This window comes from Paraburkholderia solitsugae, from assembly GCF_013177695.1.
Taxonomy (GTDB): domain Bacteria; phylum Pseudomonadota; class Gammaproteobacteria; order Burkholderiales; family Burkholderiaceae; genus Paraburkholderia; species Paraburkholderia solitsugae.
In genome coordinates, this window is the sequence record NZ_WOEY01000089.1 from 35,969 (window position 1) to 55,324 (window position 19,356).

Annotated in this window: 18 protein-coding genes; 6 read left to right on the forward strand and 12 right to left on the reverse strand. The window is 61.4% G+C overall.

Features of this window, described 5'->3' with window-relative positions:
- Nucleotides 1-248 precede the first annotated feature (248 nt).
- Nucleotides 249-527 (forward strand): transposase, encoded by a 279-nt coding sequence (locus GNZ12_RS22570; protein WP_172313813.1) that lies wholly within the window; start codon nt 249-251, stop codon nt 525-527.
- A gap of 93 nt (nt 528-620) precedes the next feature.
- On the opposite strand, the gene GNZ12_RS22580 is transcribed toward GNZ12_RS22570, so the two are convergent.
- From GNZ12_RS22580 to GNZ12_RS22605, 6 genes are all read right to left on the reverse strand, one after another.
- Nucleotides 621-1,040, reverse strand: coding sequence for a histidine kinase (locus GNZ12_RS22580; RefSeq protein ID WP_235993845.1), 420 nt, complete (start codon nt 1,038-1,040; stop codon nt 621-623).
- Nucleotides 1,041-1,114: 74 nt separating this feature from the next.
- Nucleotides 1,115-1,870 (reverse strand): COG4705 family protein, encoded by a 756-nt coding sequence (locus GNZ12_RS22585; protein ID WP_172313937.1) that lies wholly within the window; start codon nt 1,868-1,870, stop codon nt 1,115-1,117.
- 239 nt (nt 1,871-2,109) lie between these two features.
- Complete coding sequence (locus GNZ12_RS22590) at nt 2,110-2,808, reverse strand: response regulator (protein ID WP_172313815.1); 699 nt, start codon at nt 2,806-2,808, stop codon at nt 2,110-2,112.
- Nucleotides 2,809-2,833: 25 nt separating this feature from the next.
- Nucleotides 2,834-4,216: a sensor histidine kinase gene (locus GNZ12_RS22595; RefSeq protein WP_172313817.1), complete on the reverse strand. Its 1,383-nt coding sequence runs from the start codon at nt 4,214-4,216 to the stop codon at nt 2,834-2,836.
- A gap of 185 nt (nt 4,217-4,401) precedes the next feature.
- Nucleotides 4,402-5,796: a sensor histidine kinase gene (locus GNZ12_RS22600; RefSeq protein ID WP_172313819.1), complete on the reverse strand. Its 1,395-nt coding sequence runs from the start codon at nt 5,794-5,796 to the stop codon at nt 4,402-4,404.
- Nucleotides 5,786-6,463 (reverse strand): response regulator, encoded by a 678-nt coding sequence (locus GNZ12_RS22605; RefSeq protein WP_172313939.1) that lies wholly within the window; start codon nt 6,461-6,463, stop codon nt 5,786-5,788. Before GNZ12_RS22605 ends, GNZ12_RS22600 begins: the two co-directional genes overlap by 11 nt.
- 283 nt (nt 6,464-6,746) lie before the next feature.
- Here GNZ12_RS22605 and GNZ12_RS22610 point away from each other — a divergent pair, with 283 nt between their 5' ends.
- The 5 genes from GNZ12_RS22610 (at nt 6,747) to GNZ12_RS22630 (ending at nt 11,787) form a co-directional block, all read left to right on the forward strand.
- Entirely contained in the window at nt 6,747-7,766 is a 1,020-nt protein-coding gene (locus GNZ12_RS22610; RefSeq protein ID WP_172313821.1) for an ABC transporter substrate-binding protein, read from the forward strand.
- A 67-nt stretch (nt 7,767-7,833) separates the two neighbouring features.
- The gene (locus GNZ12_RS22615) at nt 7,834-8,628 is read left to right on the forward strand and encodes an ABC transporter ATP-binding protein (protein WP_007178237.1); all 795 of its coding nucleotides are present in this window, start codon (nt 7,834-7,836) and stop codon (nt 8,626-8,628) included.
- A gap of 16 nt (nt 8,629-8,644) precedes the next feature.
- Complete coding sequence (locus tag GNZ12_RS22620) at nt 8,645-9,508, forward strand: ABC transporter permease (protein WP_172313823.1); 864 nt, start codon at nt 8,645-8,647, stop codon at nt 9,506-9,508.
- A 223-nt stretch (nt 9,509-9,731) separates the two neighbouring features.
- Complete coding sequence (locus GNZ12_RS22625) at nt 9,732-11,294, forward strand: alkaline phosphatase family protein (protein ID WP_172313825.1); 1,563 nt, start codon at nt 9,732-9,734, stop codon at nt 11,292-11,294.
- Nucleotides 11,295-11,469: 175 nt separating this feature from the next.
- Nucleotides 11,470-11,787 (forward strand): DUF4148 domain-containing protein, encoded by a 318-nt coding sequence (locus GNZ12_RS22630; RefSeq protein ID WP_172313827.1) that lies wholly within the window; start codon nt 11,470-11,472, stop codon nt 11,785-11,787.
- A 290-nt stretch (nt 11,788-12,077) separates the two neighbouring features.
- On the opposite strand, the gene GNZ12_RS22635 is transcribed toward GNZ12_RS22630, so the two are convergent.
- The 6 genes from GNZ12_RS22635 to GNZ12_RS22660 all read right to left on the reverse strand — a co-directional run bounded on the left by GNZ12_RS22635 (nt 12,078) and on the right by GNZ12_RS22660 (nt 19,330).
- Nucleotides 12,078-12,326 (reverse strand): hypothetical protein, encoded by a 249-nt coding sequence (locus tag GNZ12_RS22635; RefSeq protein ID WP_172313829.1) that lies wholly within the window; start codon nt 12,324-12,326, stop codon nt 12,078-12,080.
- 116 nt (nt 12,327-12,442) lie between these two features.
- Nucleotides 12,443-13,594 carry an acyltransferase family protein gene (locus GNZ12_RS22640; protein ID WP_172313830.1) on the reverse strand — a complete coding sequence of 384 codons (1,152 nt, stop codon included), beginning with the start codon at nt 13,592-13,594 and terminating at the stop codon, nt 12,443-12,445.
- Nucleotides 13,595-13,782: 188 nt separating this feature from the next.
- Nucleotides 13,783-14,829, reverse strand: coding sequence for a phytoene/squalene synthase family protein (locus tag GNZ12_RS22645; protein ID WP_172313832.1), 1,047 nt, complete (start codon nt 14,827-14,829; stop codon nt 13,783-13,785).
- Between the two features lie 109 nt (nt 14,830-14,938).
- Nucleotides 14,939-16,852, reverse strand: a complete 1,914-nt coding sequence (locus GNZ12_RS22650) for a feruloyl-CoA synthase (RefSeq protein ID WP_172313834.1) — start codon at nt 16,850-16,852, stop codon at nt 14,939-14,941.
- Nucleotides 16,853-16,940: 88 nt separating this feature from the next.
- Entirely contained in the window at nt 16,941-18,392 is a 1,452-nt protein-coding gene (locus GNZ12_RS22655) for an aldehyde dehydrogenase (RefSeq protein WP_172313836.1), read from the reverse strand.
- A gap of 110 nt (nt 18,393-18,502) precedes the next feature.
- Nucleotides 18,503-19,330: a p-hydroxycinnamoyl CoA hydratase/lyase gene (locus GNZ12_RS22660; protein ID WP_172313838.1), complete on the reverse strand. Its 828-nt coding sequence runs from the start codon at nt 19,328-19,330 to the stop codon at nt 18,503-18,505.
- Between the last annotated feature and the right edge of the window lie 26 nt (nt 19,331-19,356).

A 19,356-nucleotide genomic window follows, 5' to 3' on the forward strand; every position in this document is an offset into this window, starting at 1 on the left:
TTTCGCATCGACGTTACGGTGCCTCGCACAGTAGTGAGTTGAACGCGGTGATTTCCATAAGTCTGCCCCTTCATTCACTGAGCCACTGTGTCATGCATCGCGAATACGATTCGTAATACAACAAGCGATGAAATAAGCTACCGCACTGCAACAAGAACGATTGACCGAGTAAAAAATATTTACTAGTATCGGCATCAACGCAGCATGCATCGACTGCGCATTCCTCACACAGTCATTCAAGGCGGCAGATGCTTCAGATTCCTCTTACCGACGCCGATTGGGCGCGCGTCCAGAATCTTTTTCCGGTGGTTTCGTCAGGTCGCGGGCGCCCCCGCCGCAGCGATCGCGAGATCCTCAACGCGATACTCTGGGTGCAGCAAACAAAAGAAAAATGGCACAGGCTGCCGGCGACTTTTCCGCCGCAACAGACTTGTTATCTTCGGTATATGACCTGGAAAAAAACGGGCGTTCTAGATCAGGTGAATGAGCGTCTGCCACTGTGCGACCAAGAGCTTTCGACCTGCTGAACCCAGCACAAGCATTACTTCGCATGCCATATCGATTCAAATGCGAACTGCTGTTTCGCGGATGGCCACTGCTCGCTTGCGCCTGATGGCCCGTCACGCCTTGCCGTTCATCCGATCCATCACCACCAGTAGATCGGCGAGCGACTGCTTGCATGCCACTGCGTTTGGCGTGCTGGCCCGCAACGCGCTCAGCGCGCGGTCGATTGCTTTGTCGACGGTGTGCCAGTCCGCTGCGGCGCGAGGCTTCAGCGAAGGCTCGGCGTCATCCCATGCGAGTTCCAGGTCTTTAATGCGCGATTTGCCGCCCGCGAGATTGCCTTTGTCGACCAGTGCCGCGGTGTCGGCGGCGATCTTGCGAAACTGAGACAGGTCGCCAAGCTTCGACGCCTTGACAGGTTCTGCCGCCTCGGCCGACGGAAAGCCGATTCTGCCTGCCTCGCGATATCCGAAGCTGAGCGCGGAGATGGCGAGGAAAGAAGCGATGACGGCTTTGCTGAGCGTGCGTTGATTCATGATTGTTCTCTTCCGTTTGATCCGATATACGATTGAAACAGGGTTGCATCCACGACTTCCGGAGCGGAGCCCACTCAAGGCTCACGTGTTGCGATAGCGCGCATAGACCGTTGTTCGACTGCACTCGCGACGATGACCAGCACGACAATTGCGCTCAGAAAGAGCAAGCTCGTGTTGATCGTGCCGAGGCCGATACCGCCGTATGCGCGCGATTGCGAAAGCAGATCGCCGAACGAAGCGCCCAACGGCCGCGTCAGAATGTAGGCAAGCCAGAAAGTCAGCACCGGATTTCCGCCTATGTAATAGATGACGCCCACCAAAGCGATTAGCGCGCTGAATGCCACGACACCGATCATGAAGCCGAGCCCCAACGCTTCTGTCGCGAGATCGCCGGCTGCAGTGCCCAGCGCGAAGGTGAACAACACAGCAGCCCAGTAAAAGAGCTCCCGCCGCGTCGTGTAGATGGTGTGAATCGACAGGGTCCGCTCGCTGCGATACCAGAGCGCGAACACCACAGCCAGCGCGAGGGCAAACACGATCGTGCTGACATAAAGACTGACGCCGAGCTTGTCGGTCAATGCATCGGTAATCTGCGTGCCGACCACGCTGACCAGAACCACGGTCAGCCAGTAAATCCACGGGGCGTACTTGCGCATGCGAAGCTGCACGGCCAATGCTGAAATCAGCAGCGTGAGCATCATCCCGCCGGTGAGCGCGGTGCCGAGCCCCACGTGCACGGCCAGATAGTCCGCGCCGGTTTCACCGACCGTGGTCGCCATGATCTTGATCGCCCAGAAGACAAGTGTTGCCTCGGGCACTTTGTTGCGCATCTCGGCAACACGATAAGTCGAGGTCTCTAGCAAGCGGGTTCTCCCATCAATAAGCATTTAATTCGACGTTGCGAGCAGGCGCGCTTGCGCTCGCTCGATGCGGCGAATAGTGCAATGGGGAACCTTATGAAAACCTTATGGAAGGTGCCGATGAAACAGCCGAATCGCGGCAGCGAAATGCGTGGTCAAGAAGCGTCTCGAGCGAGCCCTCAGAAATCCTTAAGGATTGCGCTGACGCGCTAAAGCGCCTCGGCGAACGCTTCGCACGGCACTTCTTCACGCAGGATGTAGCCGAGCCCGCGCAAAGTCATGATTTTCGCGCTTGAACTGGCAAGATGCTTGCGCAAGCGGTGAATGTAGATGTCGATGGCATCGGCGCTGGGTTCGTCGTCGAACGTGAAAACCTTGTCCATCAATGTGGCCTTCGAGACCGTCTTGCCCTGCTTCAGTATCAGCGTTTCGAGGATGGCATGTTCGCGCCGCCGCAACGGCAAGGGTTCGCTTTGCAGTACGAATTCGCGGGAATCGAACAGATAGCGCAGATCGCCGCAGTCGATCGACTGGCCCTTGTCACCAGACGCCTGGCGGCGGATCAGCGCCTTGATGCGCGCCACCAGTTCGCGTGCATCGAAGGGTTTGACGACATAGTCGTCCGCACCGGCCGAGAAGCAGGCTACTTTGTCATCCGTTGAGCCGTTGGCGGTGAGCATCAGCACCGGCACGTTGTCGCGTTTGCGGCGCAGGCGCGCCAGCACGTCCTTGCCGCCCATACCCGGCAGCCGCAGATCGAGCAGCACCGCGTCGTAGCACTGCAGGCCGAGCAGTGTCTCCGCCCGCTCGCCGTCCTGCGCCCAGTCAATCGCGAAGTTCTCGACCTGCATGAGGTTCATCACCCAACGCGCGAGGTCAGCGTCGTCTTCAACGAGCAGCAGTTTCATAAGTCTCCCCTAATGTGGCGGCGTATCAAACCGCCGCCGACCATAGTCGCATCTCGACGGTAGCGACCAGGCCGACACCGCCGGCTCCCGGTTCGAGCGTCACCGTGCCGCCTTGCCTGTGGGCGATCTCGCGCACGATCGGCAAACCGAGGCCGGTTCCGTCGGCATGACCCGACGCGCGATAGAACCGTTCGAACACACGCACCCTCGCTTCGGCTTTGATACCGGGCCCATTGTCGATCACGCGTACGATCGCCCGGTCATGGCTGCGCTGGGTGTGCACGGTGACGCACCCTCCGGGTTGCGTATAACGCAGCGCGTTGTCGACGAGATTGGTGACGAGCGCCGCGGTCAACGCCTCGTCGCCGGTCACGTATAAGCCGTCTTCCAGGTCAGCGCCCAGATCGATTTCACGCGACTGTGCGAATGCAATCAACTCCTCCAGCACCCCCGCGATTAACGCGCTCAGATCGACCCGCTCGCGCGTATCGGACAGCGTCGTGGACTCGGCCTGGGCGAGCAGCAACAGTTTGTTCGTCAGGGTGGTCAGCTTGCGGCTGCTTTTATGCATGCCGGCCAGCGCTTCGGCGAGCGGCACGTCGCGATTCTCACGTTGCCGCGCGAACTGGATCTGCGCCAGCAGCAACGCGAGCGGCGTGCGCAACTGATGCGCGGCGTCGGAGATGAATTGCCGCTGGGTCGCAGCCTGCTGGCCCATGCGCGCGATGCACTGGTTGATCGCTTCGACGATGGGCCGCAATTCGACATGCAAGCGCGCCACGCGTATCGGCTCCAGTTGCGACGCGTTGCGATCGGCAACGTCGTCTTTCACCTTCATCAACGGCCGCAATTCGAAGGTCAGCCCGAGATAGACGAACACCATGGCGAGCACCAGCGTGAGCACCTCGCCGAACAGTTGCGGCCGCAACAGGCGCCACACCATGGCGTCGCGCGAACCTTCCGTTTTCGCGACCGCTACGACGACTTCTTCGGTGCGGCCCGAGTCGTATAGCTGCCGCACGTAAGTCGCCGCGCGCACGGCCCGGCCGTCGTCGAGATGAGTGGAATAGAGCACGGGGACGTCGCTCACGCCGCGCGGCACCGGTAACTCGGGACTGCCGGCCAGCAGGCGGTGGCCGCTCGCTTCGACGCGATAGAACACACTGTCCTGTTCCGGCGACTCGAACAGCTCGAGCGCGGCCGGCGGAATCTGGACCGACACGTTGCCGTTATCCCAGTCGATGTCCTCGCCAATGATGCGTATCGACGATAGCAACGCGTTATCCTGAACCAGGTCGGCCGTCGTCTGCGCGTTGCGATACGAAATCATTCCGGAAATGGAAACGAACGCCGCCAGTGGCAGCAAGAGCCACCACAGCAAGCGTCCGCGCAAACTGCCTGAAAACACGATTCGTCGTTCCTCTCTGCTGGATGTCTCCGCTATATCCCACGTGCGCGGTGGGCGTTTGATGAATCGCCTGCCCGAAATTCTACGGGTACAAAACCTTCTCTAAGCTTTCGAACACGCGTTTCCTGTGCCGATTGCGGGTTTGTCCCGACTACTTTTGAGGCCGCCGATTTGAAGCGACCGATTTAACCAGCCTGAGGTCCTTCCATCGGCGCGCGCGGAAACGAGACGGTCACGTGCACGCCTTTGCCGCCCTCGCCCGGCTTGAGCACAATCTCTCCGTGATGCGCGTCCGCGATTTCGCGCACGATGGCGAGGCCCAGCCCCGTTCCCTCCGTATCCGCCGACGCCCGGAAGAACGGTTCGAACACACGGCTACGCGACTCGGCCGGAATGCCGGGGCCGTCGTCCAGCACCGACACGGCAACCGCATCGGCGTGGGCGCTGACCGCCACTGTGACGTGGCCGCCACTGCCGGTATAGCGGATCGCGTTCTCCACGAGGTTGGCGATCAACGCCTGAAGCAGGCCACGATGCCCCGCCACCGGCGCGGCGCCGCTCAGCTCTGCGCCCAGATCGATGTCCCGGGCCTGCGCGAGCAGCGCCAGATCTTCCACCACTTCCATGGCCAACGGCACCAGATCCACCGTTTCCACCGCCAACTGCTTGTTATCCGCGGCCTCGGCCTGCGCGAGCAGCAGCAGCTTGTTGGTGAGCCCGACCATCGAACGGTTGCTGCGGTGCATCGCGGCGAGCGCTTCGTCGAGCGCGGGATTCAGGCCGTCCTGCTGGCGCGCGAACTGCAACTGCGTGCCGAGCAGCGTGAGCGGCGTGCGCAACTGGTGCGCGGCGTCGGCGATAAAACGCCGTTGTGCGGCCACCTGTACGCCGAGCCGCGCGATACATTGGTTGATCGCTTCGACGATGGGCCGCAACTCGGTATGCAGGCGCTCGACACGAATCGGCTCGAGTTGCATGGGGTCGCGGTCGGCGACCTCTTCCTTCACTTTCATCAGCGGCCGCAATTCGAAGGTGAGGCCGATGCAGGCCAGCGCGACCGCCAGCACGATCATCTCGATCTGCCGCACGAGTTGCGGTTGCCACAACTGCTGCGCCATCGCGTCGCGCGAGCGCACCGTCTTGCCCACCGTCACCCGCACGCGGCGCGTCGCGCCATTGTCGTACATCAGGCGCACGAGGCCGACCGCGCGAACGGGCTGGCCATGGAGTTCAGTGTCGTAGTGATCGGCCGTGTCGGGCGAGCGCGCCGCGCGCTGCGGAAAATCCGGCGTGCCCGCCAGCAGGCGGCCATCGTCGACCCGCACGCTGTAGAACACCTGATCGCGATAGGGCGACACGAACACTTCAAGCGCGGCGGGCGGCACGTCCACACGCAGAAAACCGTCCACCCACTCCACCTCACCGGCGATCATCCGCGCCGATGAGATAAGTTGGTTGTCCTGCACCAGGTCAGCCGTGCGCCGCGCGTTGTCGTACTCCGCCTTGCCGGTGACGAACACGTACAACGCGAGCGGCACCAGCAGCCACCACAGCAGGCGCATGCGCAGGCTATTGGTCATCTTCTTTCTTGCGCAGCAGATAGCCCAGCCCGCGCAACGTGACGATCGCCGCCGAACTGCCGTCGAGCTTCTTGCGCAGCCGCGAAATGTAGATTTCGACCGCGTCCTCGCTCGGCTCGTCCGCGAGCGTGAAGATCGCGTCGACCAGGGCGGGCTTGGTTACCGTCTTGCCCAACCGCAGGATCAGCGTTTCGAGCACCGAGCGCTCGCGCGGCGTGACGTTCAGCGGCGCGCCCTTCAGCGTGAACTGGCGCGTGTCGATGTCGAACGCAAGATCGCCGCACACCACTTCGCTTGCCTTCGAGGGCGACTGGCGGCGGATCGCCACCTTGATCCGCGCGATCAGCTCGCGCACTTCGAAAGGCTTGACCAGGTAGTCGTCCGCCCCGGCGCCGAGCAGTTCCACTTTTTCGTCGATCGAACCGCTCGCGGTCAGGATCAGCACCGGCGTGGCGTCACCGCGCTGGCGCAGGCGGCGCAGCACGTTCTTGCCCGACAGCTTCGGCAGATTCAGATCGAGCAGGATCACGTCGTAGTGATTGGTGCGCAGCAAGTGGTCGGCGGCGTCGCCGTCCTGCACGGCGTCGAGCGCGAACGCCTCCTGCTCCAGCATCTTCGCGAGCCAGTGCGCCAGCGTGGGGTTGTCTTCGATCAGCAGCAGCTTCATGGCGGGAACGGCGAATTGGGTCACTCAATGCGCGGCAAAAGTCAGGACGCCGATTGTGCCGTAAAACAAGGGCTTTGCGCGCGACTTGCGTGTTTCGTGGCCCACGTTAGGGGGTTTGCCTGGGGGCAGCGCTACAGTTGCGGCGAATTCTCGGGTTAACACCCATAATTTGCCCCCAGCCCCGAAAGCTGCCAGAAGGTTTCCGATTTCTATAATCACCGTCATTCATCCAGAAAGCGCCGCATCCGCACATAGCGGCGACCAAACCTCAGGAGACTGCTTCATGCGTACCTTGCGCCAGATTGCCGCTGTGTCAGGTGTTGCGTTCACCCTTGCCGCCGCTTCCGCCTCGGCTCAAGCCGAGAAGCTGACAATCATGGTCGGCGGCGCCACCAAGATCATCTATCTGCCGGCCAAACTCACGGAGCAGCTCGGCTACTTCAAGGACGAAGGCCTCGACGTCGAAATCCTCTCGCAACCGGCCGGCGTGGACGCGGAAAACGAACTGCTCGCAGGCGCGGTGCAAGGCGTGGTGGGCTTCTACGATCACACCATCGACTTGCAGAGCAAGGGCAAGGAAGTCCAGGCGCTGGTGATTTTCGGCCAGGTGCCGGGTGAAGTGGAAATGGTCTCCACCAAGGTGTCCGAAACGCTCAAGAGCATGGCGGACGTGAAGGGCAAAACGCTGGGCGTGACCGGCCTCGGCTCGTCGACCAGCTTCCTCACGCAATACCTCGCGCAACGCGCGGGCGTGCCGTCCACGCAATACACGCTGCTGCCGGTCGGCGCGGACAACAGCTTTATCGCCGCGATCAAGCAGAACCGTATCGACGCGGGCATGACCACGGAGCCGACCGTCTCGCAGTTGCTGAAGACCGGTGACGCCAAGGTGCTGGTGGATATGCGCACGCTGGAAGGCACGCGCGCCGCGCTCGGCGGCACGTATCCGGCTTCGAGCTTCTACGTGCAGCGCGCATGGGCCGAATCGCACAAGGACGACGCCGCGAAACTCGCGCACGCGTTCGCGAAGACGCTGAACTTCATTGCCACGCATAGCGCGGAAGAGATCGCCGCGAAGATGCCGAAGGACTACTACGGCAACAACAAGGACCTGTACGTCGGCGCGCTGAAGGCGTCGCTGCCGATGTTCACGAAGGACGGCAAGATGCCCGCCGACGGCCCGGACACGGTCCTGAAGGTACTGTCGGCATTCAATCCTTCGGTAAAGGGCAAGCATATCGACCTCGCCAAGACCTACACCAACGACTACGTGTCGGCACCGGTCAAGACCGCGGCGAAATAACGCTCTAGAAGCAACGCCCCCGACGTCACGCCCCTTCAACATCAAGAGAACTTCGAGGCACCAGCCGATGAATCAACCTATGTCACGCGATACGCCCGCCATTGAGATGCGCAACGTATCGTGCCGTTTCATTTCTCCGGACGGCAAGGCGACCATCGCGTTGCGCGACTTCAGCATGTCGGTGGCGCGCGGCGAATTCGTCGCGGTTGTCGGCCCGACGGGTTGCGGCAAGTCGACCACGCTCAGCATGATCACCGGCTTGCTGAAGCCGACCACCGGCGAAGTGCGCGTGATGGGCGCGCCGGTAGACGGCATCGATCCGCGTATCGGCTTCGTTTTCCAGGCGGACGCCGTGTTTCCGTGGCGCTCGGTGCTCGACAACGTGGCGGCCGGCCCGCTGTATCGCGGCCGCTCGAAATCCGCCGCATACGACGAGGCCAACGAATGGCTGCGCCGCGTGGGCCTCGACAAATTCGGCAAGCACTATCCGCATCAACTGTCCGGCGGCATGAGAAAGCGCGTGGCGCTTGCGCAAACCTTCATCAACAAGCCGGAAATCCTGTTGATGGACGAGCCCTTCTCGGCGCTCGACATGCAGACGCGCACGCTGATGCAGGACGAATTGCTGCAGCTGTGGGGCGGTGCCGGTTCGGTGGTGTTCGTCACGCACGATCTGGAAGAAGCGATTGCGCTTGCTGATCGCGTGTTCGTGCTGACGGCCCGCCCGGCGACGCTGAAGAAAGTGTACGAAATCGACCTGCCGCGCCCGCGCGTCACGTCGGAGGTTCGCTACGACCCGCGTTTCATCGAAATCTCGCGCGACATCTGGCACGACCTGCGCGAAGAAGTGCAGATCGGTTAATCAAGGAACGGCAAACATGTCTACTACCCCTCAACAGACGATGCCTTCGGGCATCGATCCCGCGACGCTCGCCCAGGTCGAGCGCGTCGCGCAAAAACGCATCCGGCAACGCCATGCGCTGGTGATCACGCTGCGCATTGTCGTGCTGGTGGTTGTACTCGGCGGGTGGGAATTGTCCGCGCGCCTGAAGTGGATCGATCCGTTCTTCTTCTCGATGCCGACCGCGATTTTCAATCAGATCATCGACTGGTTCGTGAACGGCACATCGCAAGGTCCGTTGCTTACGCAGGTTTGGGTCACGCTGGAAGAAACCGGTCTTGGCTTCATCATCGGTTCAGTGGCGGGCGTGTTCTGCGGCATCGTGCTCGGCCGCAACAAGTTGCTCTCCGATGTGTTCAGCCTCTACATCAAGATCGCCAATTCGATTCCGCGCGTGGTGCTCGGCTCGATCTTCGTGATTTCGCTCGGTCTTGGGATGGCTTCGAAGGTGGCGCTGGCGGTGGTGATGGTGTTCTTCGTCGTGTTCGCCAATGCGTTCCAGGGCGTGCGTGAAGCGGACCGCTACATGATCGCGAATGCGCAGATTCTCGGTGCCTCGCGCCGTCAGGTGACGACTTCGGTGGTGATTCCGTCGGCGTTGAGCTGGATTCTTGCCAGCTTGCACGTGAGCTTCGGCTTTGCGCTGGTCGGTGCGGTGGTCGGCGAGTTCCTCGGCTCGAAGCAAGGTATCGGTCTGCTGATCTCCACTGCGCAAGGTGCGTTCAATGCAAGCGGTGTGTTTGCGGCAATGATCGTGTTGGCCGTGGTCGCGCTGGCTGCGGACTATCTGTTGACGACGGTCGAACAGCGACTGTTGAAGTGGCGGCCTGCGGCGGTTTGAGTTGACCATCAGGTTGTATAAGGACAAAGGGCGCCGTCGGCGCCCTTTTTTTCGTTCCGCTTTATTTGTTTGTTCCGACTTGCACTCATTCAGCATAACAGAGAAGCTCAGCGCTTTCGCAACGGCGCGTTTTGCGCTACGTTTGCAACGCTGGCATCACCTGAGCAAGCTGACACGGTAGTACGCACAAAAATCCATCCAATCCCCTGCTGGAGCGATGAGTATGAGTGACGTCCACGACGGCAAAGCAGCAAGCGAGGCAAACACGTCGAACGCAGCGAACGTGCCGAAGGATCGGATCGAACATGTCGTTCTGCTGTTGATGGAAAATCATTCCTTCGATCAGATGCTCGGCTGTCTGGACGAAGTGCACACCGGCCTGGATGGAATACGCAACGCCGCGTCGAAGTCCAACGACGACGGCGAAGGCCATACCTTTTTCCCGCAGGCGACCCAAGAGCGGCAGATGCGGCATGATCCGGACCACGGATACGAGGCCGTGCTGGCCCAGATCGCGGGAGACAACGGCGGCTTCGTTCGGTCGTTCGCGAAGGACTACCCGAAGAGCACCCTCGCCGCGCGGCAGGACATCATGGGCTTTTACCCGCGCGGCTTTCTGCCGGCGCTACACACGTTGGGCGAGCAATTCACCGTGTGCGACAAGTGGTTTTCATCGTTACCCGGCCCAACCTGGCCGAACCGTTATTTTGCGCTGACGGGTACGTCGAAGGGCGAGGTAGGGATGCCCGTGGGACTCGACGCCCTGAATCCGAGGTGGTACACCGAGCAAAACCAGGACACGATTTTCGACCGCCTCAATGACAAAGGGAAAACGTGGAAGGTCTACTTCTACGATTTTCCCGCGTCCCTGCTTTTGAAAAACCAGCGTCAAGCGAAAAACCTCGCAAATTACCGGCGGTTCGATACGTTCTTCGACGACGCAGTCGGTCCCGCGAACAAGTTTCCCGAGTTCGTTCTCATCGAGCCGAAATACTTCGGCGAAGCACAGAACGACGACCATCCACCGCACAACATCATGAAGGCGGAGAAGCTGATCGCCGACACCTACAATGCGCTGCGTTCCAATCAGGCATTGTGGGAACGCACACTGTTAGTCATCCTGTACGATGAGCATGGCGGTTTTTTCGACCATGTGCCTCCGCCGTCGAACGCAGTGGCGCCCGACGAACACACGGACAGCTTCGACTTCACCCAACTCGGTGTACGAGTTCCCGCCATTCTCGTCTCCCCATGGTGCAACGCAGGCGTGTGCAATAGGCAATTCGATCATTGCAGCCTGCTGAAATACCTCTGTGACAAATGGGAGCTTGCGCCGCTCGGCAATCGTACACAGGCCGCGGCAAGCGTTGGACTGGCGATCCGTTCCACGGGAATTGCCCGGACCAATACGCCACCTTTTATCCGCGTGACTAATCAATCGCTGATTGCGGAGCACGTGGATCTGGAAAGGAAGTCGACGAACGGCAATCAGCACGGACTCCATCATTTCGCGGACTTTTTGCACGCAGAATTGGACAAATTGGCCGCGGACCTGGTGGAGTCGGCTTCACATCTCACGCTTACCGAAACGGGGTGGGTTCGGCTAAAGAGCGCGCTCGGCTCCGCGATGATGCGTTTTGGGCAGTGGCTCAGCAAAGACTTCTATCAAGCCCGAGATGATCGTGAAGCGCGCACCGGCCAGGCGTTCACACGGCTCACACAGTCCACGAGGGCCCCTGCGAAGACTCCGCAAGACAGCGCCCCAGTCACGGTATCGCGGTCCTAGCAAGGCGCGCGCACGAGAGTCCATCAACCGAATCTGTTCTTTTATTGCAAATCTTGCAACAAACCTTACCTGAATCGACGATTACTCCAGGCAGATCGCAAAACTACAATGCAATCACTGGCTACGAACAACACCGCTCGTAGCACGATAAAGACCGAACTGGAGGTAGTTCATCATGAAATCGCTCATTCAAGCCGTTGTTATCGCCGCTGCGCTGGCCGCTCCCGTTGCCGCGTTTGCGCAGTCCAACCAGCCCGTGACCCGCGCCCAGGTGCGCGCAGAACTGATCCAACTCGAAAAAGCCGGCTACCATCCGGGCCGTGCCGACCCGTACTACCCGGCTGACATTCAGGCTGCGCAAGCCCGTGTCACCGCGCAAAACGGCGCCGCACAAGCGGCAGAAAGCGGTTACGGCGGTGTGGTGAGTGGTTCGTCGCAGTCGGGCCACCCGGTTCCGGCGAACGGTCCGAAGTCGGTTTACTTCGGCAACTAAGCTTCGGCAACCAAGCGGGTAACCAGGCTGGCAACCCAGCTGCCCAGCGGAACCAACCGCAGAGGCCACGCCGTTTGCCCTGATCGACCGCTAAGCGCGCAACACAACCGCGCGCCCTGATTCAAACGAACTGGCCCGCGACCGAGCATCCCCGATCGCGGGCCAGTTCTGTATTCGATACCTCCGTCATCGGGCTCCCGATGACTTCGCCCGGACCTTCACGGTCTGGGCGCTTTTTCTTGATGTGTCGCTACGCCTCTTCGCGCCTCAGCGGCGACAAGCTGCTTGCGTCACTCACGGGCGATCAGATCGCCCACCTGGCCACGCCCCATGACAAGACAGCTCGACAGGAAATTTTCACCCTGGCTGCTGGCCCCGGCGTCACCGAAACCCTTTTTCAACGCGTCCGACTTGACCATCTCCGCGCCTTGGTGGCACGTAATTGTTCCCATTTCTCCGGCTTGCGCACGCATCAGCGCCCTATCCGCCATCAAATAGCCAAGCAACAACACCACAGCAATATTGAACGCTTGTCTCATGGATCGTCTCCTCTTTTGAAGAGACTAACGTGAACCATCGATGCAGGATGCTAGGGGTTTCCCGATTGGTGGCTAATCAATGATGCAGATTAAGTTAAGGGATACTGCCACGTAAATCAGCTATGCGGCGTGGCTGGATCAGGCTTGGCCCGCAGAAAGCGGAACTGCCGGATACCACGTTGCACGCGTTTTGTATTCTGCTCGAACAGCAGGTACACCGCGAACGCGTACACATAGCAAACAACCAGCATGGTCACGAACACCAGCGCGCCCCGGCCATCGAACTGGATGCGCTGCCCGACCACGACCGCCGCGACAAACAGAATGAATGAGAAGTGCGTCAGATACAGCGAATACGAGAATCCGGAAAAGAGAACCGCGATACGCGACAGGGGCGCAGGACGCAGGCGAACGTTTTCCCACAGTATGCAACGCAGGAACACGAAACACGGCACGCCGACGATCCAGTCGTTACTCAATAGGAATATGCGCGACAACACCAGCGCCGCAATGAAAACTGTCCCGCTTGCGAGCGTGAACCACGGCAAACCTGTTCGCGTGTTGCGCGCCGGGAAGCGCTTTTCAAGCAACACGAGTGTGACGCCAAGCATCCACAATCCGAACCCGCTCAGGAGCGAAGGAAACGCGACCATCGTGCCCAGCGCGAGCCCCGCCGCGGCAATTGTGCTGAATCCGCGACGCCGGCGCAGCAAACCATAACAGGCGGGAAACCACATGTAGTACCAGAACTCGTTAGCGAGGCTCCACAAGGGTCCGTTGGACCCATATGTGCCGCATGCGAGCGTCTGCAGGAACGCGAGATTGCACAGCAGCGTTGCCTGGCCGAGGTGTGAGGCGACATTGATCTGCTGATCGAACGTGCCCTCGGTCCCAAGATAAAAAGGCCCGCCTGCCAGCGCGATCCCCATGCGGTCCCAGAACAGCGTCAGCAGCAAGGCAGGAATCAGCACGATCCATAGCCGCGACATGCGCTCGGTCAGATAGCGCTGCCAACTCCATGTTCCCGCCTCGACCTGCCGCAGCACCGAGCCGCCGACAAAATAGCCGCTCAGCAGGAAGAAAACGATCACCGCGGTATGGCCGTAGTTACTGATGAAATAGAACGCCTTGCCCGCGAGTCCGATACCCGTACTCGAGCCGTAGTCGACGAACATCAGATTGCGCAAATGACTGATGCACACCGCGCCTGCCGCCAGCGCGCGAATCAGGTCTAACGTGTCGCAATGCTGTTTGCCGGTGGGTGCCATGGGCGTCTGGAATCGGACATAAAGGTTTGTCCGCCAAACTACGGCTCACGGCGTTTTTATTCAGTTCGCTTGCCCACACTGCACGCGCACCGCATCCGCACGGTCTTCAGCATACGTTGCGCGCCTTCGGCCCATTCGTCCTTTCCATTACATCGGATAACCAACTATCCATACAGCGGAACGGACGCTCAGAACCGAGCTTCAATCTGCTTGATCCGCGTTTCAACCGACTTGCGCACCAGGCCATTCGAAGGCACCAGCAGCAAGGATGACGCGATGATCTGATACACCTGATTGCGCCGGACCTTGGAGACCTTGGCCGGGTCGAGCCAGGCATCGCTATCCACCAGCAACAGCAGCGTATCGAGGCCGATCAGGATTGGCCACAAACAGGCGAGACGCAAGCGCACCGACAGCGCGGGAATCGCCAGCGTGTAGTCCAAGGCCTCCCGGAAGTGATCCAGCGTCTTGCGCACGAGTTCGATCATCAGCGGCCGGGCGCGAACAGAATTCGCCGGCTGCAAGAGATCTTGCGCGCTCAGCGCATGTTGATCGAGCATCGTCTGCGGAAGGTAACACCGGCCGATGCGCAAATCCTTGCCGCAATCGCGCAGCACGTTGGTCATCTGCAGCGCTTTGCCGAAACGCACGCCCCGGCGCGCCATGATCTCGGGCCGCTCTTTCAGCGTGCCAGGCATGTGCGCATAAGTCATGGTGGTCCAGAAATCGCCGACGCAGCCCGCCACCAGGTAGGTATAGCGATCGAGTTCCTCGTACTCGCGCAGCGCGGCAATCTCGCCGGAACGTTCGTCGGGGAACGTGCGAAGGTCGAACTCCATGCCCTCGGTCAGCGTCGACACGATCTCGCGTACGGCTTTGCGGTCGGACTCGCTGAGTTGTGACAGCACCTCGAGCGCGGGGCCGAGCGATTCCAGCAGGACTTTTTCATCGGACTGGACCTGTTGGCCCGCCACTTCGGCAGCCATGCGCTGGAACAGCGCGCCGTCGTCCGGGGCGCCGTTGACCTGGCCGCGCAGCGACAGCAGCATGGCGAGGCGTTGCTCGGGCGAGATCAGGGAGGTGTCCGCAATCGTATCGGCCGCGCGCGCGAGCAGGTACGCGAGTCCGATCGGATCGCGCATCCCGACGGGCAGCACGCGCAGGGTGAGATAGAAGGAGCGTGAAACGCCTTTCAGGAGCGGGCCGAGAAGAAAGGCCCGGGTCGGATTCGGCATGGATAGGATCAGGTCAGTATTGGGCAAAATTCAGGCGCTGCCGAATTGTATACGGCGAAGCGCCTTTGCCGTGCGACGAGGGACCCGGAGCCAGCGAGCGATGCGTGCCTTACGTCGCGCCATCAGCGGCCGCGTAAATCACGGCGGGGTCGCGCCGCGCCGCGTCGTACATCGCTTCGACGAGCGCCGCCCGATGCGTCAATACCGCGCGCTGATTGATCGATCCTTTGTCGGTGATCTCGCCGAGATCGAGCGAAGGGGCAGCGTCCATCAGCCGGATACGTGCGATCGTGGTCGCGCCGCCGGTCGCGCTGCGATTGAGCGTCGCCAAAAAAGCCGCAAAATGCGCCCGCACGACGGCTGCTTCGACGACCTCACGCGCGCTTGCCGACAAAGGCAAACCAGCCAGTCGCCGGCAATCGTCGAGCCGCGGAAACACCAGCAAACCCACGTCGTCGCAATTCATCCCGGTAACGACCACGTCCTGCACATACGGCGCGCCTTCGGAAATCACGCGAGCCCGCATCGGGCCGACGCTGACGAAGGTGCCCGAACTCAGCTTGAAGTCCTCGGCGATGCGCCCGTCGAACAGCAGTCCGAGCTCCGGCCGTTCGACATCGACAAAGCGCAACGCGTCGCCGCTGCAAAAGTAACCTTCTTCGTCGAAGACACCGTTCAGCTCCGCGGAATTCGCGCGCCAATAACCGGCCATCACATGCGGTCCGCGATAGCGCGCTTCGAGTTTGTCGCCGACCGGTGCAAGTTTGACCTCGCAGCCAGGCGCCGGCGAGCCGACATAGCCAGCGCGCATGATCGAACCCGTGGTGAACAGGCAGGACGGCGAGGTCTCGGTCATGCCGAGTCCGGCCATGATGCGAATGCGCTCGCCGCAATATTGCTCGGTGACGCGTTCGAGCCGGTCCCACGCCGCTTGCGAGAGCCCCGCCCCCGCGAAGAAATACACCTTCACGCGCGAGAAAAACGTCTCGCGCAATTGCGCGTCCTGCTCCAGCGCGATGGCCAGTTCTTCCCAGCCCTTCGGCACGTTAAAGTAGATCGTCGGCGCGATTTCACGCAGATTGCGCAGCGTTTCCTCGAACTTTCCGTTGACCGGTTTGCCGTCGTCGATATAAAGCGTGCCGCCGTTGTAGAGCGCGATGCCCGCGTTATGGCTGCCGCCGAAGGTGTGATTCCACGGCAACCAGTCGACCAGCACCGGCGGCACGCTCGCGAACTCAGGAAACGTTTCAAGCAGCATCTGCTGGTTGCTGCACAGCATGCGGTGCGTGGTCGGCACGGCCTTGGGCAGTTTGGTCGAGCCTGACGTGAACAGAAACTTGGCGATGGCGTCCGGGCTCACCGCCGCCTGAACGGAATCAACCGTGCCGGGCATTGTATTCAGCAGGTCGCTGAACAAAGTCACGCTGCGCGCCGCCTGCGGCTCTTTGGGCCCAGTTGCAGCGACGACTTCGACGTCGATCGGCACCACTGCATCGATCGCCCTGGCAAAGGTGTCGTAGCCGCTTGCGAAGACCAGGCCCGGCGTCAACAGATCGATCGTGTGGCGCAGCTTGCCGAAGTCGCCGGAAGCGAGCGCATACGCCGGGGAAATCGCCGCATACGGAATGCCGGCCCACATCGCGCCGAGTGCCAGTTGCAGATGCTCGAGATCGTTGCCCGAAAGAATCACGACCGGACGCTCAACGGAAAGATCGCGCGCCAGCAGCGCTTGCCCAATCGCGCGAGCACTTTGCAGCGCTTTCGCGTAGCTCAGGCCGATCCATTGACCGTCGCTGCCGCGTCGCGCCGCCAGCCAGCGCTCCGGATGTTCGCGCGCGCCGCTCCCGAGCCGGTCTGTCAAACGTTGCGGGTGTTCGCCGAGCGGCTCGGCAGCGCGCAAATACCACGTGTCGCCGTGTCGTTGCGCGTGCAACGATGACGCGCCGATCGTCGTCGCGCGGTAATGCGTCGGCGCGTTGTCGTGCGCGACGGGGGTGTTCGGTTGTCTCGGCTCGGAATGCAACGCCTGTCTCCCTGGAAAGTCCGCTCCGCCCTCTGCGGCGGAGCGACCTTCTTTCGATGCTTCGACGCGGCTCATCGACCGCGGACAATCAAATCGGATAGTGACGCGGGCCGGTTTGAATCGTGATCCAGCGCAGGTCCGTGAACTCGGCGATCGACGCCTTGCTGCCAAAGCGCCCATAGCCGCTCTTCTTCACGCCGCCGAACGGCATCTGTGCTTCGTCGTGCACGGTCGGCCCGTTGATATGGCAGATACCCGATTCGATCCGTTTCGCCACATGCAACGCGCGCGATATATCGCGGCTGAACACCGCCGCGGAGAGACCGTATTCGCTATCGTTGGCAACCTGAATCGCTTCCTCGTCACTGTCCACACGCTGCACCGTCACCACCGGGCCGAAGGATTCCTCGGCATAGAGCAACATGTCGCGCGTCACGCCGTCGACAATCACCGGTTGCATCACGGCGCCTTCAACCGAGCAGCCGACCGGCAGCTTCGCGCCCTTCTCATGCGCGTCTTCAACAAGCGCTTTGATGCGCCGTGCGGCCGCCACGCTTTCGAGCACGCCGAGCACTGAATCGGCCGCAGCGGGATCGCCCGCCTTCAGGGTTCGCGCTTTGGCCGCGAGCTTCTCCACCAGCGCATCGGCGATCTTGCGGTCGACGATCAGCCGCTCCGTCGACATGCAAATCTGCCCCTGGTTGAAGAATGCGCCGAACGCGATGCCGTCCACCGCCGCATCCAGGTCGGCGTCGTCGAGCACCACCACGGGCGCCTTGCCGCCGAGTTCGAGCAAGGCCGGTTTCAGATGCTGCGCGGCATGTTGCGCGACGATGCGTCCAACCCGCGTCGAGCCGGTGAAATTGACCCGCCGCACCGCCGGATGAGCGATCAGGCGCTCGACAATGTCTGGCGCATCGTCGGCCGAATGCGTGATGACGTTCACCACGCCGTCGCCGAGGCCGGCTTCCTGCAACACGCTGCCGATCAGCCGGTGCACCCCCGGACAGCCTTCCGATGCCTTGAGCACGACCGTGTTGCCGCAAGCGAGCGGCATAGCGATTGCCCGTGTGCCGAGAATCACCGGTGCATTCCACGGCGCCATGCCGAGCACCACACCGCACGGCTGGCGCACGGCCATCGCGAGACTGCCCGGCACGTCCGACGGAATCACGTCGCCGTCGATCTGCGTGGTCATCGCAGCGGCTTCGCGCAACATGTTGGCGGCCAGCATCACATTGAAGCCGTACCAGTTCGGCATGGCGCCCGTTTCGGCGACGCCGGTTTCGATGAACTGCGCGGTGCGGGCATCCATGAGATCGGCTGCGGCCAATAGACGTTTGCGACGTTCTGTCGGCGCCAATGCGGACCATGCCGGGAACGCGCGCGCCGCGGCGACGACCGCCGCGTCCGCATCGGCCAACGTGGCGGCGGCCGCACGCGAGGCCGCCACGCCGCTCGCGGGATTGATCCGCTCGAAGGTTCTCCCGTCCGATGCGCCGCGGCTCTCGCCGCCGATCAACAATGTTACTTCGTGCATGTCTGTTGTCTCCTCGCTGTGTCGCTCGTCTTGCCGATCTTCTCGCGCTCGCCGTCCACCACCCTCAGGCGCGTGAATCGGCCTGAATCTACGTCTGCGCGTGCGACAGCTCAGCGTTTGTAGGTTTGCAGACCCGGCTTGATCGCCTTCTCGTCGAGGAACTGCTTCAGCCCCTGCTCGCGGCCGCCTTCGGGATCGCGCAGTTGCGCCTGATCCAGCTTGGCGTACAGGTAATCTTCGTTCTGATCCCACGTCAACTCGCGGCAGCGCTTGAAGCCGTGCTTGGCCGCGCGCAGCACCACCGGATTCTTCTGCAACAGCTTGCCTGCGAGAACACGCGTGGCTTCGTGCAGTTCGGTACGTGGCACGCTCTTGTTGACGAGGCCCATCTGCGCGGCTTCCTGACCCGTGAACGTCTCTCCGGTCATGATGTAGTAAAGCGCCTGACGATGCCCCACGGTATCGGCCATCGCCTTACTCACCAGGTTGCCCGGCGGAATGCCCCAGTTGATTTCGGAGAGGCCGAACACGGCTTCGTCCGCGGCGATCGCGAGATCGCACGCCACCAGCGGTGAGAAGCCGCCACCAAAACACCAGCCGTTGACCATCGCGATAGTCGGCTTCGCGTACATGCGCAGCAACTGCCATTGCCAGCGGCATGCATCGCGGCGAATCTTTTCCTGCAGGATTTCCGGGCCGGCGTCGACTTCACGGAAATACTCCTTCAGGTCCATGCCGGCGGTCCACGCGTCGCCCTCGCCCGTCAGCACGAGAACCTGTGCTTCGGCATCCAGCTCGACTGCCTCGAGCACCTCGATCATTTCCTTGTTCAGCGTCGGGCTCATCGCGTTGCGCTTCTCGGGACGATTGAACGTGACCCATGCGATGCCCTCTGCCACATCGACCTTGACGGTTTTCCAACGACCTTCGTAATTCATCTGTTTTCTCCGTGAATGTTGACCGC